Source organism: Streptomyces sp. NBC_00572, assembly GCF_026341815.1.
GTDB lineage: Bacteria > Actinomycetota > Actinomycetes > Streptomycetales > Streptomycetaceae > Streptomyces.
In genome coordinates this window covers 6,708,817-6,723,624 of sequence record NZ_JAPENX010000001.1, presented here as the reverse complement: position 1 = coordinate 6,723,624, position 14,808 = coordinate 6,708,817, and the positions used below count along the sequence as shown (strand labels likewise).

Annotated in this window: 11 protein-coding genes; 3 read left to right on the top strand and 8 right to left on the bottom strand. The window is 69.9% G+C overall.

The features are described 5' to 3' along the window. Nucleotides 1-53: 53 nt before the first annotated feature. The 4 genes from araD to OG514_RS30390 all read right to left on the bottom strand — a co-directional run bounded on the left by araD (nucleotide 54) and on the right by OG514_RS30390 (nucleotide 5,629). A complete protein-coding gene (gene araD / locus OG514_RS30405) occupies nucleotides 54-767 on the bottom strand; it encodes an L-ribulose-5-phosphate 4-epimerase AraD (protein ID WP_266900176.1) in 714 nt (237 codons plus the stop codon). Nucleotides 768-843: 76 nt separating this feature from the next. Then, a complete protein-coding gene (gene araA, locus OG514_RS30400; protein WP_266900175.1) occupies nucleotides 844-2,352 on the bottom strand; it encodes an L-arabinose isomerase in 1,509 nt (502 codons plus the stop codon). A 65-nt stretch (nucleotides 2,353-2,417) separates the two neighbouring features. Continuing rightward, on the bottom strand, nucleotides 2,418-4,124 hold the full coding sequence (araB, locus tag OG514_RS30395; protein ID WP_266900174.1) for a ribulokinase: 1,707 nt from the start codon (nucleotides 4,122-4,124) through the stop codon (nucleotides 2,418-2,420). Nucleotides 4,125-4,582: 458 nt separating this feature from the next. Beyond that, nucleotides 4,583-5,629, bottom strand: a complete 1,047-nt coding sequence (locus OG514_RS30390; protein WP_266900173.1) for a LacI family DNA-binding transcriptional regulator — start codon at nucleotides 5,627-5,629, stop codon at nucleotides 4,583-4,585. A 228-nt stretch (nucleotides 5,630-5,857) separates the two neighbouring features. Between OG514_RS30390 and chvE the strand changes: the two genes are divergently transcribed. The 3 genes from chvE (at nucleotide 5,858) to mmsB (ending at nucleotide 9,848) form a co-directional block, all read left to right on the top strand. Continuing rightward, a complete protein-coding gene (gene chvE, locus OG514_RS30385) occupies nucleotides 5,858-6,967 on the top strand; it encodes a multiple monosaccharide ABC transporter substrate-binding protein (RefSeq protein ID WP_266900172.1) in 1,110 nt (369 codons plus the stop codon). A gap of 68 nt (nucleotides 6,968-7,035) precedes the next feature. Beyond that, the gene (mmsA, locus tag OG514_RS30380) at nucleotides 7,036-8,607 is read left to right on the top strand and encodes a multiple monosaccharide ABC transporter ATP-binding protein (protein WP_266901015.1); all 1,572 of its coding nucleotides are present in this window, start codon (nucleotides 7,036-7,038) and stop codon (nucleotides 8,605-8,607) included. Continuing rightward, complete coding sequence (gene mmsB / locus OG514_RS30375; RefSeq protein ID WP_266900171.1) at nucleotides 8,604-9,848, top strand: multiple monosaccharide ABC transporter permease; 1,245 nt, start codon at nucleotides 8,604-8,606, stop codon at nucleotides 9,846-9,848. Before mmsA ends, mmsB begins: the two co-directional genes overlap by 4 nt. Before the next feature lie 75 nt (nucleotides 9,849-9,923). Here the strand turns inward: mmsB and OG514_RS30370 are convergent, their stop codons facing one another. The 4 genes from OG514_RS30370 to OG514_RS30355 form a co-directional block, all read right to left on the bottom strand. Then, nucleotides 9,924-10,991, bottom strand: coding sequence for an aldose epimerase family protein (locus tag OG514_RS30370; RefSeq protein WP_266900170.1), 1,068 nt, complete (start codon nucleotides 10,989-10,991; stop codon nucleotides 9,924-9,926). Nucleotides 10,992-11,107: 116 nt separating this feature from the next. Further along, nucleotides 11,108-12,115 (bottom strand): galactofuranose ABC transporter, permease protein YjfF, encoded by a 1,008-nt coding sequence (yjfF, locus tag OG514_RS30365; RefSeq protein WP_266900169.1) that lies wholly within the window; start codon nucleotides 12,113-12,115, stop codon nucleotides 11,108-11,110. Next, nucleotides 12,112-13,227: an ABC transporter permease gene (locus OG514_RS30360; RefSeq protein ID WP_266900168.1), complete on the bottom strand. Its 1,116-nt coding sequence runs from the start codon at nucleotides 13,225-13,227 to the stop codon at nucleotides 12,112-12,114. The genes yjfF and OG514_RS30360 overlap by 4 nt, the downstream gene beginning before the upstream one ends. Continuing rightward, entirely contained in the window at nucleotides 13,224-14,786 is a 1,563-nt protein-coding gene (locus OG514_RS30355) for a sugar ABC transporter ATP-binding protein (RefSeq protein ID WP_266900167.1), read from the bottom strand. Before OG514_RS30355 ends, OG514_RS30360 begins: the two co-directional genes overlap by 4 nt. Between the last annotated feature and the right edge of the window lie 22 nt (nucleotides 14,787-14,808).

Sequence of the window (14,808 nt, the reverse complement as noted above, 5' to 3'; positions counted from 1 at the left end):
CTCGTACCGTTGACGGAGGGGAGCCAGGATGATCCTGGCTCCCCTCCGACGCGTCAGGCGGAGGGACCGTTGCCGTAGTACGCGTCCGGGCCGTGCTTCCGGGTGAAGTGGCGGTCCAGGACGTGCTGCGGGGGTTCGACCGTGCCCAGGGCGATGGTGTGGAGAGCCATCTCGGCCACCGCCTCGCAGATGATGGCGTGCTCCAGGGACGTGGTGGCGTCGATGCCCCAGGTGAAGGGGCCGTGATGGGCGACCAGGGCGCCGGGGACTTCCCTGGCCAGGGTGTCGTCATGGCCCAGCAGGTCCACGATGACCTGGCCGGTGTTGTACTCGTAGTCCGTGGCGCACTGCTGGGGGGTGAGGGCCGCGGTGACGGGGACGGGGCCGTTGAAGGTGTCCGCGTGGGTCGTACCGAGCACCGGTATCGCACGCCGGGCCTGGGCGAAGGCGACGGCGTGGGTGGAATGCGTGTGGGTCACGCCTCCTATGGAGGGGAAGGCCAGGTAGAGACTGCGGTGCGTCTCCGTGTCGGTGGACGGACGCAGGTGGCCGTCCACGACGCTCCCGTCGGACAGGGAGACGACGACCAGGTCCTCCTCCCTCAGGACGTCGTAGGCCACACCCGAGGGCTTGATGACGAAGACGCCGGCTTGTCGGTCCACACCGCTCACGTTGCCCCAGGTGAGGGTGGCGAGCCCGGCTCGGGGGATGCGGAGGTTGGCCTCCAGTACCTCCCGGCGCAGTTCCTTGGAAACGGTCGTGCTCACGGAGGACTCCGTCCTGGTGGGAGTGGAGGCGGTCACGGGCGCCCTTGCCGGGCTGAGGCGGTGGCGGTCGGGGTGTTCACAGGCTCTGGGCCAGACGGTGGTAGGCCTGGTTCCAGCGCAGCTCGCGCGTGAAGCGCCGGATGGTGGTGTCCTCGTCGATGACGGCGAGTTCGGTCCGCAGCATCTCGGCGAGGTCTTCGAGCTCCTCCCCGCCGAGAGCGGTGGTCAGGACGGTGTGGTGCGGTGCTCCGGCCGTCAGCCAGGCCTCGGTGGAGGTACGGAGGTCGGGGCGGGGTCGCCAGACGGCGCGGGCGACGGGAAGCCGGGGAAGCGGCTCGGGCGGGGCGACGACGTCGATGTGGTTGGCGACGAGGCGGAACCGGTCGCCCATGTCGGCGAGACCGACGACGACGGCCGGACCGGGGTCCGCGTCGAAGACGAGGCGGACCGGGTCCTCGCGTCCGCCGATGCCGAGCGGATGGATCTCGCAGGTGGGCGCGGCCGTCGTGAGGGAGGGGCAGACCTCGAGCATGTGGGCGCCGAGGATGAGCTCCTGGCCGGGCGTGAGGTCGTAGGTGTAGTCCTCCATGAAGGAGGTGCCGCCGGGCAGCCCGTGGGCCATCGCCTTCAGTGTGCGCAGCAGGGTGGAGGTCTTCCAGTCCCCTTCGCCGCCGAAGCCGTAGCCGTCCGCCATCAGTCGCTGCACGGCGAGGCCGGGCAGCTGGCGCAGGCCGCCGAGGTCCTCGAAGTTGGTGGTGAAGGCGCGGAACCCGCCTTCCGTGAGGAAGGTACGCAGGCCGGCTTCGATGCGAGCGGCGTAGCGCAGGGAGTCGTGGCGCTCGCCGCCGGGCCGCAGCTCGGGCGCGAGGGCGTAGAGGTCCTGGTACTCCTTGACGAGGGCGGTGACGGTGTCGTCGGGGGCGGCGTCGACCGCGGCGACGAGGTCGTTGACGCCGTAGGTGTTGACCGAGACCCCGAACCGCAGCTGTGCCTCGACCTTGTCGCCTTCGGTGACGGCCACGTCGCGCATGTTGTCGCCGAACCGCGCGAGTTTGAGGGTGGTGAGTTCGGATCGGCCGACGGCGGCGCGGGCCCATCCGGCGATGCGGTCGACGACGTCGGAGGTGGAGACATGGCCGGCCACGGTCTTGCGCGGGACACCGAGCCGGGTCTGGACGAAGCCGAACTCGCGGTCGCCGTGGGCGGCCTGGTTCAGGTTCATGAAGTCCATGTCGATGGTGGACCAGGGCAGTCGGAGGTTGGACTGGGTATGCAGGTGCAGCAAGGGCTTGCTCAGGGCGTCGAGGCCGGCGATCCACATCTTGGCCGGGGAGAAGGTGTGCATCCAGGCGATCAGGCCGATGCAGCGGTCGTCGGCGTTGGCCTCCAGGCAGACCGCGCGGATGGCGGCCGCGTCGGTGAGGACCGGCTTCCACACGAGGCGGACGGTCATCTGGGGCTGGTCGGCGAGGGTGTCGCGGATGGCGCGGGACTGGTCGGCGACCTGGGCCAGGGTGTCGTCGCCGTAGAGGGCCTGGCTGCCGGTGAGAAACCAGATCTCGCGGTCGGGCTGGGCGAGCGTCATGTCGGGTGTGCTCCTCGGAGGTGCTGGGGAGAGGTCGGGCCTTACGGGGAGGGAGGCGGGCCCGGTCAGTCGGTGCTGGCGGCGCGTGCGGTGTTGCGCATCCGTCGCAGGCGGTGCAGGAGGAGGTCCGCGCCTGTGCCGAAGTGCTCGTGGAGGGCGCGGTACTCGTGGAACAGCGCGTCGTAGGCGTCGGCCCGTGCGGGGTCGGGCACGTATGCGTGGCGCTGGACGCTTCCCATGACGGAGGCGGCGGAGCGGACGTCGGGGTAGGCGCCTGCGGCGACGGCGGCGTGGATGGCCGATCCGAGCGCCGGCCCCTGCTCGGATGTGCCGAGGGAGACGGGGCGGCGGAGCACGTCGGCGTATATCTGCATGAGCAGCGCGTTCTTCTTCAGGCCCCCGGTGACGATGAACTCCTCGACGGGGATGCCGCCGTCCTCGAAGGTCTCGACGATCATCCGGGTGCCGTAGGCGGTGGATTCGAGCAGGGCCCGGTAGACGTCCTCGGGGCGGGTGTCGAGGGTGAGGCCCGCGATGACTCCGGAGAGGTGGTGGTCGACCAGAGGGGAACGGTTGCCGTTCATCCAGTCCAGGGCGACCAGACCGTGCGCGCCGACCGGCTGGTCGGCGGCCTTGCGGGTCAGGAGTTGGTGCAGGTCCTCGCCCGCCGCCTCCGCCTCGACGCGGTAAGGGTCCGGGACGCCCTGGCGGAGCCACCAGGCGAAGATGTCACCGACCGCGCTCTGGCCGGCCTCGTAGCCGTAGGCACCCTTGACGATGCCTCCGTCGACGACCCCGCAGATGCCGGGGACCTCGGCGAGGGTGGCGCCGTTGAGGACGTGGCAGGTGGAGGTGCCCATGATGGCGAGCATCCGGCCGTTCTCGACGGCGCCCGCCGCGGGCGCGGCCACGTGGGCGTCGACGTTGCCGACGGCGACGGCGATGCCCTCGGGGAGGCCGGTCCAGTGCGCGGCCCGGCCGCTCAGTCCACCGGCACGGGAGCCCAGGGGTGACAGGGGGTGCTCCAGGCGCGTGGCGGGGAAGTCGGCGAATTCCGGGTGGAGTCCGGCGAGGAAGCCTGGCGAGGGGTAGGCGCCGTCCTGGTGGATGCCCTTGTAGCCGGCGGTGCAGGTGTTGCGGGACTCGGTGCCGGTCAGCTGCCAGACGATCCAGTCGGCCGCCTCGATCCAGCGGGCGCAGGCGGCGTAGACGGCCGGGTCCTCTTCCAGGACCTGCAGGGCCTTGGCGTACTGCCACTCGGAGGAGATCTTGCCGCCGTACCGTGCGATCCACTTCTCGCCGTGGGCGTGAGCGAGGGCGTTGATGCGGTCGGCCTGCCCCTGGGCCGCATGGTGCTTCCACAGTTTGGGCCAGGCGTGCGGGCGGTCGGCCCACTCGGGCGTCAGGGCGAGCGGGGTGCCGTCCGGGGTGGTCGGCAGGACCGTACAGGCGGTGAAGTCGGTGGCGATGCCGATGACGCGGGCCGGGTCGACTCCGGCGTCGGCGAGCGCCGCCGGAACGGCGGTACGAAGGACGTCGCGCCAGTCCTCGGGGTGCTGCAGGGCCCAGTCGGGGGGCAGTGGGGCGCCGGTGGAGGGAAGGCGGTCCTCGATGACCGCGTGGCGGTACTCGTGGACCGACGAACCGAGTTCGGCGCCGTCCCGGACCCTGACCACGACGGCGCGCCCGGAGAGGGTGCCGAAGTCGACTCCGATGGTGCAGGCCTCGGGATGGTGACGGGCTGCGGGGTCGGAAAGGGCGTGTGTGGTCACGATGCGGTCTCTCTCGTCATGAGCAGGGGTCGGAGGAGCATCCTGATTGTTAACGCTCACAATTGAATCGGACAAGAGCTGGGTGCAGTTCTGTCGAACATTCGACAAGAAAGGGGCACGCTGAAGTGAGCGCTCACTTCTACGCCGGAGGCAGCCCCGGCGCCGCGACCGGCCCGGCAGGAGGTGGGGCGGCCGACGGGGAGGGCCGGACGGCCGACGCGCGGGCCCTGGCGGTGGGGGCGCTTGCGCGGGCGGACCGACGCGCGGGCCCTGGCGGCAGGGGCGCTTGTGCGGGCGGACCGACGCGCGGGCCCTGGCGGTGGGGGCGCTTACGTGGGCGGACCGACGCGCGGGCGCCGCCGGACGCCGGACCGCCCACGGCCGTCGGCCGACGGCACGACCGACAGGAGGCCTGCTCACCGGCGGCCAGGATGTGGTGGCGAGAGCCGCCCGCTACGTCAGGCCTCGCTCGAAGGACGCGTGCTCGCGCGCATGATGAGCTGCGGCTCCACCAGGAGATGCTCGGCCTTCCGGGCACGCCCCTCGATGTGGTCCACCAGGAGCCCGATGCTCCGGCGCCCGATGGCGGCGAAGTCCTGGCGGACCGTCGTCAGGGGCGGAGGGAAGTACTCGGCCTCCGGGATGTCGTCGAAGCCGGCGACGGCCACCTGCCCCGGGGTGCGGATCCCGCCCTCGCGCAGCGCCCGCAGGACTCCGAGCGCCATCTGGTCGTTGGCGACGAAGACGGCCGTGACCGGTGTCGCCCCGCGGCGGGCCAGGGCGAGTCCCGCGAGTTCCTGCCCCGCCCGGTACCCGGACAGCGGGCTCCAGTCCCCCGTCAGTACGCGGGGAGGCCGGACGCCGTTCTCCTCCAGGACGGCGCGCCAGCCCGCGGTGCGGGCCTCGCTCTCCAGCCAGTCGTCGGGACCCGCCACGTGCCAGACGGTGCTGTGCCCGGCGGCGAGCAGATGCTCCGTGACCATGCGGGCGCCGAGCTCCTGGTCGAGGGAGACGCCGGGCAGGTCGAGCTGATGACCACCCTCCACGGTGACCACGGGGAAGGGCGCGTCCAGCTCGGCGAGTGCCTGCACGTGCGAGCGTTGCGGGGTGATGGCGACGACACCCTCCACACCCCAGGACGCGAGGTGGTCGATGGCGTCCTTGAGCCCCTGCCCCTCTCCGGTGCGCAGACTGACGGTCGAGACGAGGTAGCCCTGCTCCCGGGCCGCCTCCTCCAGGCCGGTCAGGGTGCTGGCAGGGCCGTACAGAGCGGTGTTGACGGCGATGACACCCAGCGTCCTCGTACGGCGCGTCACCAGGGCGCGTGCGGCCGAGTTGCGGCGGTAGCCCAGCCGCTCGATGGCCAGGGTGACCTGCTCCCGGGTGGCCGCGCGTACGTTGGGGTGATCGCTCAGCACCCGGGAGACGGTCTGGTGGGAGACCCCCGCCTCTCGTGCGACGTCGGCCATCGTCGGCGGGCGGACGTCTTCCGCGGGATGCGCCACGTTCGCTTCCCTTCTCCCTGCTTACGGCTGTGTATCGATGCGAGAAAAACCTTAGCGCCTCTTGTATCACGCGGTTGTGAGCGCTAACAATCTACCTCGACCGGGGCGCCGACGCCCTGGCCACCCAGCCGGAACGGCGCCGTCCCGGTGGTGCGAGGACACGCGCTGCCGTCGAGCCCGTCCCCGGTCGGAGCCGCCCCCCGACGACGGGATTGCCAGGTAACGCCCATGAAGAAGTTCCGATCCGCATCCGCCCTCCTGGCCGTGACCACCGGCTGTGCCCTGCTCCTGACCGCCTGCGGGCAGAACAGCCAGGGGGGCAGCCAGGAGTCGAAGGACAAGCAGGACCTCACCATCGGCATCGCCATGCCCACCAAGTCCTCCGAGAGGTGGATCGCCGACGGCCGGAACATGACCGCGAGCCTGAAGAAGGCCGGCTTCTCCACGACCCTGCAGTACGGCGAGGACGACCCCGACCAGCAGGTCGCCCAGATCGAGAACATGATCACCCAGGGCGTCGACGCCCTGGTCGTGGCCGCCATCAACGGCGAGGCCCTGTCCAACGTCCTGCAGCAGGCGGCGGACGCCCACATCCCGGTCGTCTCCTACGACCGGCTCATCCTGGGCTCCCCGCACATCGACTACTACGCCTCCTTCGACAACGAGAAGGTCGGCGAACTCCAGGCCACGTACATCGTCGAGAAGCTGGGGCTGAAGGCCGGCTCGAAGAAGGGCCCCTTCAACATCGAGCTGTTCGCCGGGTCCAACGACGACAACAACACCAAGTACTTCTTCAACGGCGCCATGAAGGTGCTGAAGCCCTACCTCGACAAGAAGCAGCTGGTCGTACGCTCCCAGCAGACCCAGCTCAACCAGGTCACCACGCTGCGCTGGGACGGGGGGACGGCGCAGAAGCGGATGGACGACCTGCTGACCTCGTCGTACGCCACGGGCCGGGTCGACGCCGTACTGTCCCCCTACGACGGCATCTCCATCGGCATCCTGTCCGCCCTGAAGTCCGACGACTACGGCAGCGCCGCGAAGCCGCTGCCGGTCGTCACCGGCCAGGACGCGGAGGTCGCCTCCGTGAAGTCGATCATCGCGGGCCAGCAGACGCAGACCGTCTACAAGGACACCCGCGCACTCGCGCAGGTCGCCGCCGACATGGTGACCGCCGTCCTCGCCGGCAAGAAGCCCGAGATCAACGACGACACCACCTACGACAACGGCAAGAAGGTGGTCCCCGCCTTCCTGCTCGATCCGGTCAGCGTCGACAAGACGAACTACCAGAAGGTCCTGGTCGACTCCGGCTACATCGACGCCAAGGAACTGCGGTGACCCCCGCCCCGGCCCACTCCCCCAAAGTTCCCGTCTCCGCCGCGTCACCGGCCGGCCCCGTCCTCGAGATGCGGTCCATCGTCAAGACCTTCCCCGGGGTCAGAGCACTGTCCGACGTGACCCTGTCCGTGGAGCGCGGCGAGGTGCACGCCCTGTGCGGAGAGAACGGTGCCGGCAAGTCGACGCTCATGAAGGTCCTTTCCGGCGTCCACCCGCACGGCAGCTACGAGGGAGAGATCCTCTTCGACGGCGAGCCGTGCCGGTTCAAGGACATCAGGGCCAGCGAGCAGCGCGGCATCGTCATCATCCACCAGGAGCTCGCGCTCGTTCCCTACCTGTCGATCGCCGAGAACGTCTTCCTCGGCAACGAGCCGTCCCGGCACGGGATCATCGACTGGCACGAGGCGCTGCGCCGTGCGTCCGAACTGCTCAGGCGGGTCGGGCTCGACGAACACCCCGAGACCCGGGTCGCCGACATCGGGGTCGGCAAGCAGCAGCTCGTGGAGATCGCGAAGGCGCTGGCGAAGAACGTCCGCCTGCTGATCCTCGACGAGCCCACCGCGGCGCTCAACGACGAGGACAGCGCGAAGCTGCTGCGACTGATGCGAGAGCTGAAGAGCCAGGGCATCACTTCGATCATCATCTCGCACAAGCTGAACGAGATCGCCCGGATCGCCGACTCCGTCACCATCCTGCGCGACGGTCGATCCATCGAGACCCTGGACGTCAGGGACCCCACCACCACCGAAGAGCGCATCATCCGCGGCATGGTGGGGCGGGACCTCGACAGCCGTTTCCCCGACCGCACGCCGTACGAGGGCACGGCCGACGCCGACCCCGCCCTGGAGATCCGGGACTGGACCGTGCGCCACCCGCTCGACCGCGGCCGCAAGGTCGTCGACGGGGTCTCGCTCCAGGTCTGCCGCGGGGAGATCGTCGGCGTCGCAGGGCTCATGGGGGCCGGCCGGACCGAACTCGCCATGAGCGTCTTCGGCCGCTCCTACGGTCACTACGAGCAGGGCGTCGTGTTCAAGGACGGCCGCGAGGTGCGGACACGTACGGTTCCCGAGGCGGTCACCCATGGCATCGCGTACGTCACCGAGGACCGCAAGCACTACGGTCTCGACCTCGGGGACTCCGTGAGCCGGAACATCTCGCTCGCGTCCCTCGGCGCCCTCGCCCGCCGCGGCGTCGTCGACGGGCATGAGGAACGCAAGGTGGCCGAACGATACCGGCGGACCATGAACATCAAGGCTCCGAACGTCCTCGAACCGGTCGGCCGCCTCTCCGGCGGCAACCAGCAGAAGGTCGTTCTCAGCAAGTGGATCCTCGCCGGACCGGACGTCCTCATCCTCGACGAGCCCACGCGCGGAGTCGACGTGGGAGCCAAGTTCGAGATCTACACCGTGATCGACCGGCTCGCCGCCGAGGGCAAGGCGATTCTCTTCATCTCCTCCGAGCTGCCCGAACTGCTCGGCATGTGCGACCGCATCTACACCATGGCCGCCGGACGGCTGACCGGCGAAGTCACCCGCGAGGACGCCACACAGGAAGTGCTGATGCGGCACATGACGCAGGACTCCCCCGCACCACCGGCGGTCACCGCAGGCGCCGCCTCCAGCGAAGGACACCAGGAATGAGCACCGACGTCAGCACGGAAACGACCACCCCGGCGCCCGCGGGCCCCGGGGCTCCGTCCTCCGGGGCGCCACTGGCCCGGGTGCTCGTGGACGGCGTCCGGCGCAACATGCGCCAGTACGGAATGCTCTTCGCACTCGGCCTGATCGTGCTCCTGTTCCAGATCTGGACGGGCGGCGACCTCCTCCTGCCGCGCAACGTCTCCAACCTGGTGCTGCAGAACAGCTACATCCTCATCCTGGCGATCGGCATGATGATCGTCATCATCTCCGGGCACATCGATCTGTCGGTGGGCTCCCTGATGGCGCTGGTCGGTGGGATCGGGGCGGTGCTCATGGTCGAGCACCAGGTGTCCTGGCCCGTCGCGGTGCTCCTCACCCTGCTGCTCGGAGCAGCCGCCGGCGCGCTCCAGGGATTCTTCATCGCGTACGTCGGCATACCGTCCTTCATCGTGACCCTCGCGGGCATGCTGCTGTTCCGCGGGCTCACGGAGATCTTCCTCAAGGGGCAGACGCTCGGCCCGTTCCCGGACGGACTGCAGAAGATCGCCAACGGCTTCCTGCCGGAGGTGGGGCCGCAGACCAACTACCACAACCTGACCCTGCTCCTCGGCGTGGGACTGATCGCCTACGTGGTCTTCCAGGAGGTACGGGACCGTCGCCGGCAGCGGGAGTTCGCCCTGGAGGCGCTCCCCACGGGCCTGTTCGCGCTCAAGGTGACGGCGCTGGTCGCCGCGGTCCTGGTCACCACCCTGCTGCTCGCCAGCTACAAGGGCGCCCCCGTGGTCCTCCTGATCCTGGCCGCGCTGCTGGTCGGCTTCGGCTACGTGATGCGCAACGCGGTGATCGGCCGCCACGTGTACGCGATCGGGGGGAACCTGCCCGCAGCGAAGCTGTCCGGGGTCAAGGACAAGAAGGTGACCTTCGCGGTGTTCCTCAACATGGGAATGCTCGCGGCGCTCGCCGGGCTCGTCTTCGCGGCGCGCTTCAACGCGGCCTCGCCGAAGGCCGGCGTGAACTTCGAACTCGAGGCCATCGCCGCCGCGTTCATCGGCGGGGCCTCGATGAGCGGGGGCGTCGGGACCGTCCTGGGCGCCATCATCGGCGGCCTCGTCCTCGGCGTGCTCAACAACGGCATGAACCTCGTCGGGGTGGGCACCGACTGGCAGCAGGTCATCAAGGGCCTCGTGCTGCTCGCGGCGGTCGGCTTCGACGTGTGGAACAAGCGCCGGGCGGGTGCCTGACGCCGCTCCCGATATGGCTGTGCCCGCCGGTTCCTTCACCGGCGGGCACAGCCATATCGGCGTGTTCGTACGCGGTCAGCCGCGCGTACTGAACCGCAGGACCGTCCTCGACCGGTACTCGTCGCCGGGGCGCAGCACCGGGGACGGGTCACCGGGGCGGTTCGGGGAGTCGGGGAAGTGCTGGGTCTCCAGCGCGATGCCGGCGCCCGCCCGGTAGGGCGTACCGCTCTTGCCGAGGACCGATCCGTCGAATTGCCCCGCGGTGTAGACCTGGAGTCCCGGCTCCGTGGTCAGCACCTCCATGCGGCGGCCCGTGGCCGGCGCGTGGAGGACGGCGGCCCTGCGCAGTGTTTCGTCGCCGTGCGGACTCAGGACGAAGTTGTGGTCGTACCCGCCGCTCGCGCCGGGGCGGGCCAGAGCCACACCGATCCTGAGCGGCCGACGGAGGTCGAACGCGGTGCCGGACACGGGGCGGTGGTCCCCGTGGGGGATGAGATCCCCGTCGACCGGCGTGTAGTGGTCGGCGTCGACGGCCAGTTCATGGTCGAGGATGTCGCCGACGCCCTCGCCTTCGAGGTTGAAGTAGGCGTGGTTGGTCAGGTTGACCAGGGTGGCCGCGTCGGTGACCGCGGCGTAGGAGAAGGAGAGTTCGTTGTCGCGGCCGACGAGACAGCTGACGGTGACGTCCAGGTTTCCTGGAAATCCCTGGTCGCCGTCCGGGCTGCGGAGGTGCAGGAGCACGCCGGTCCACTCCCGGGTGTGCACGCTCTCGGCTTCCCAGAGCCGGGTGTCGAAGCCCTCGGCTCCGCCGTGCAGACAGTGGCCGTTCTCCTGCGTCATCAGCTGGTACGGCTTCCCGTCCAGGGAGAACCGGCCCTGTGCGATGCGGTTGGCGTAGCGACCGACGGTGGCGCCGAAGTACCGGGCGCCGGCCGTCCGGGCCGGGTCGCGCGGAGCGAGGACGACGTCGGCCGGGGTGCCGTACCGGTCCGGCACCCACAGCCCGTGGAGGCGGGCGCCGCGGGTGTGCACCTCCGCCGTGAGTCCGTCGGGAAAGCCGAAGGTCCATCGTTGCCCGGAGTCCGTACCGGGTTGGCAGACCGGTGGGCCTCCGGTGAAAGGGGGGCGGGAGGACGGGGTCATGGGAGGTCCTTGTCCGGAGTGCGGCACAGCCGGGAAAGGGGGCTGAATGCCCCGCTTTCCCGGCCGCGGTCGTGGTGGTCGGTGGTCGGCTCGGGATCCTGGCAGTCCCGGGAGGTCTAGTGCGCCGTGCGGGATCCGCCGAAGAGCCGTTGGAGGAGGATGAAGACGAACAACAGGCCGCCGATGACGATGCGCGTCCACCACGAGCTGAGCGTGCCCTGGAAGCTGATGACGGTCTGGATCAGGCCGAGAACCGTCACGCCCAGAGCGGTGCCCAGGACGAGGCCGGAGCCCCCGGTCAGCAGTGTCCCTCCGATGACGACGGCCGCGATGGCGTCGAGTTCCATGCCGACGGCGTGCAAGGCGTAGCCGGACAGCATGTAGAAGGTCAGCAGCAGACCGCCGAGGGCGGAGCACAGACCGCTCACGGCATACACCGCGACCTTGGTGCGTCCCACGGGCAGGCCCATGAGGCGGGCCGAGGACTCGTTGCCGCCCAAGGCGTAGACGTTGCGGCCGAAGCGGGTGTGGTGGAGGACGACGAAGGCGAGCGCCAGCACGACCAGGGCGATGACCACGGCGGGTGAGACGAACAGCCCTCCGGGCAGGAGCACCCGCGTCTGGGCGATCCGCGTGGTCGTCGGGTCGGTGAGGGAGATGGACTCCGTGCTGATCATGTAGCAGAGGCCGCGGGCGAGGAACATGCCCGCGAGGGTGACGATGAAGGGCTGGATCTCGAAGGCGTGGATCACCCAGCCCATGAGGGCTCCGCCCCCTGCTCCGACCAGCAGGACCAATGGCACCGCCAGGGCGAGCGGTACGCCGTTCTGTTCGACGAGCCAGGCCGTCAGCATGGTCGACAAGGCCACCATGGAGCCGACGGACAGGTCGATTCCACCGGTGAGGACGACGAACGTCATGCCGATCGCCACGACGAGCAGGAAGCCGTTGTCGATCAGGATGTTGAGCAGGACCTGCGCGGAGAAGAAACCTTCGTACTGCAGGGAGCCGATCGAGAACATCGCGATCAGCAGAGTGGCCGTCACCATGAGCGGCAGGCGGGTGGCATGCCGTACCGAGAACCGCTGGAGCGGCCTGGTGAGGGAGTTGAGGGTGGTACTCACGGGTGGACCTCCTGCCGGCGGGCTCCCACGTCGCCGGCCGCGGGGACCGGGTCCGGTGCGGCCGGTCGGCGATGGCGTGAGAGCCGCGCGCGGAACGCGGGCGACTGGACGAGACACACGACGATGACGACCAGAGCCTTGAAGACGAGGGTGGTCTCCGGCGGTACGCCGAGGGTGTAGATCGTGGTCGAGAGGGTCTGGATGATCAGAGCGCCCAGGACCGTCCCGCCGAGGGAGAAACGGCCGCCCGTGAGCGCGGTGCCGCCGATGACCACGGCGAGGATCGCGTCCAGCTCGATCCACAGGCCCGCGTTGTTGCCGTCGGCGCTGGACACGTTGGAGCTGATCATCAGGCCGGCCACCGCGGCGCACACGGCGCTCACGACGTAGACCATGGCCAGGAGCCCGGCCGCCCTGATGCCGACGAGCCGGCTCGCGACCGGATTGCCGCCCACCGATTCGATGAGCATGCCGAGCGCGGTCCGCCGGGTGACGAGGGAGGTGACGGCGACGAGGGCCGCGGCCAGCAGGACGGCGAAGGGGAGGGTGAGCCAGTAGCCACCGCCGATCATCTTGTAGGCACTGCTGGACACGCTGATGATCTGGCCGTCGGTGATCAGCTGGGCCACGCCGCGCCCGGCGACCATGAGGACCAGCGTGGCGACGATGGGCTGGACGCCGAGCCGGGCGACGAGGAAGCCGTTCAGCAGTCCGATCGCGGCGGCCACCCCGACCGCCACCGCGATCGCCGACATGACGGTGGGCAGGCTTCCGGGGTCCTTCGCGGTGGCGATGTGCTCGCACGCGAGGGCGCCGGCGATGGCGACCGTCGAGCCGACCGAGAGGTCGATGCCCCGGGTCGCGATGACCAGCGTCATGCCGAGCGACACCAGGATCAGGGGGGCGCCGAACTGGAGGATGTCGATCAGGCTGCCGTACAGGTGCCCGTTCTGGACGCGGATGGCGAAGAAGTCGTGAGTGATCGCGACGTTCCCCAGCAACAGAGCGGCCAGGACGGCCGCGGGCCAGAACAGGCGGTGCTCGGTGAGCCGCCGGGCGCCGGGCGCCCGGGACGGACGCCCCCCGGCGCCGGTGTCGTCAGGTGGTGTCATGAGGTGGCTCCGGTGGCGATGGCGCCCAGGATCCGATCGGGCGTCAGAGTCGTGTCGTTGGGGAGGGTGGCGACGAGCCGGTGGTCGCGCAGCACGCCGACCCGGTGGCTCAGCCGCAGCACTTCCTCGATTTCTGCGGAGATGAACAGGACTGCGGTGCCCTCGGCGGCCAGGCGGGTGACGAGTTTCTGGATCTCGGTCCTGGCGCCGATGTCGATGCCCCGGGTCGGTTCGTCCAGGATCAGCAGCTCGGGTTCTGTGAGCAGCCATCGGGCGAGCAGCACCTTCTGCTGGTTGCCTCCGCTCAGGTTGCGGACCTGGGCCTCGGGGTTGGCCGGACGGACGTCCAGGACCTCGATCCACCGGGCGGCGATCTCGTCCTGTCGGGTGCGGGAGAGGGGTTTGGTCCAGCCGCGTGCGGCTTGGAGGGCGAGCACGATGTTCTCGCGGACCGTGAGTTCGCCGATCAGGCCCTCCGCTTTGCGGTTCTCCGAGCAGAAGGCGATCTTGTGGGCGATCGCGGCACGCGGCGAGCGCAGGACGGCGCGCTCGCCGTCGATCCGCAGCTCGCCTCCGTCGGCGTGGTCGGCGCCGAAGAGCAGCCGGGCCGCCTCGGTACGTCCGGATCCGAGGAGTCCGGCCAGGCCGATGACCTCGCCGCGGTGGATGTCCAGGTCGTACGGCTGGATGGAACCGGCCCTGGCGAGTCCGCGGGCGCTCAGGAAGGGGGCGTCCGTGGAGTCGGGGACGACGACGGTGCCGGTGTCGGACGTCTCGGCCCGTTCGTCCAGGGTGCGCGGTTCGCTGCCGACCATGCGGTGTACCAGGGTGACGGGTGTCAACTCGTCGATCCGGTACTCGCCTTCGAGGCGTCCGTTGCGCAGGACGGTCACCCGGTCGCACAGGTCGAAGACCTGGTCGAGGAAGTGAGTGACGAAGAGGATCGCGACGCCCCGGTCACGGAGGCGGCGCACCAGGGCGAACAGTTGGGCGACTTCGTCCCGGTCGAGGCTGGAGGTGGGCTCGTCCAGGACGAGGACCTTCGCCTTGATGTCCACGGCGCGTACGATCGCGACGAGTTGCTGCACGGCGATGGAGTGCGCGCTCAGCGGCAGGCGGACGTCGAGGTCGAGTTCCAGCTCGGTGATGAGCTGTGCCGCGCGCCGGTGGAGGGCCGACCAGTGGACGAGGCCCAGGCGCCTGGGTTCACGGCCGATGAGGATGTTCTCGGCGACGGAGAGGTTGGGGCACAGGTTCACCTCCTGGTAGACCGTGCTGATTCCGGCGTGCTGTGCTTCCAGTGGTTCGGCGAACCGCTGGGGGGTGCCGTCGACGGAGACCGTTCCCGCGTCGGGCGGGTGGACCCCGGTGAGTACCTTGATGAGGGTCGACTTGCCGGCGCCGTTCTCGCCCATCAGCGCATGGACCTCGCCCGGGAAGAGGCGCAGGTCCACGGCTTCGAGGGCGAGGACTCCGGGGAAGGCCTTGCGGATGCCGTGGGCTTCCAGGACCGGCCGGTCGGTGCGGACAGGCGTGCGAGGGGTGGGTGGGGCTGCCATTCGCCCTCCTCTCCTGAGGGAT

Bases quoted from the DNA above. Each gene is read 5' to 3' on its own strand.
- araA (WP_266900175.1), bottom strand. From the start codon at position 2,352: ATGACGCTCGCCCAGCCCGACCGCGAGATCTGGTTTCTCACCGGCAGC.
- chvE (WP_266900172.1), top strand. From the start codon at position 5,858: ATGAAGAAGTTCCGATCCGCATCCGCCCTCCTGGCCGTGACCACCGGC.
- mmsA (WP_266901015.1), top strand. From the start codon at position 7,036: ATGCGGTCCATCGTCAAGACCTTCCCCGGGGTCAGAGCACTGTCCGAC.
- mmsB (WP_266900171.1), top strand. From the start codon at position 8,604: ATGAGCACCGACGTCAGCACGGAAACGACCACCCCGGCGCCCGCGGGC.
- OG514_RS30370 (WP_266900170.1), bottom strand. From the start codon at position 10,991: ATGACCCCGTCCTCCCGCCCCCCTTTCACCGGAGGCCCACCGGTCTGC.
- OG514_RS30360 (WP_266900168.1), bottom strand. From the start codon at position 13,227: ATGACACCACCTGACGACACCGGCGCCGGGGGGCGTCCGTCCCGGGCG.
- OG514_RS30355 (WP_266900167.1), bottom strand. From the start codon at position 14,786: ATGGCAGCCCCACCCACCCCTCGCACGCCTGTCCGCACCGACCGGCCG.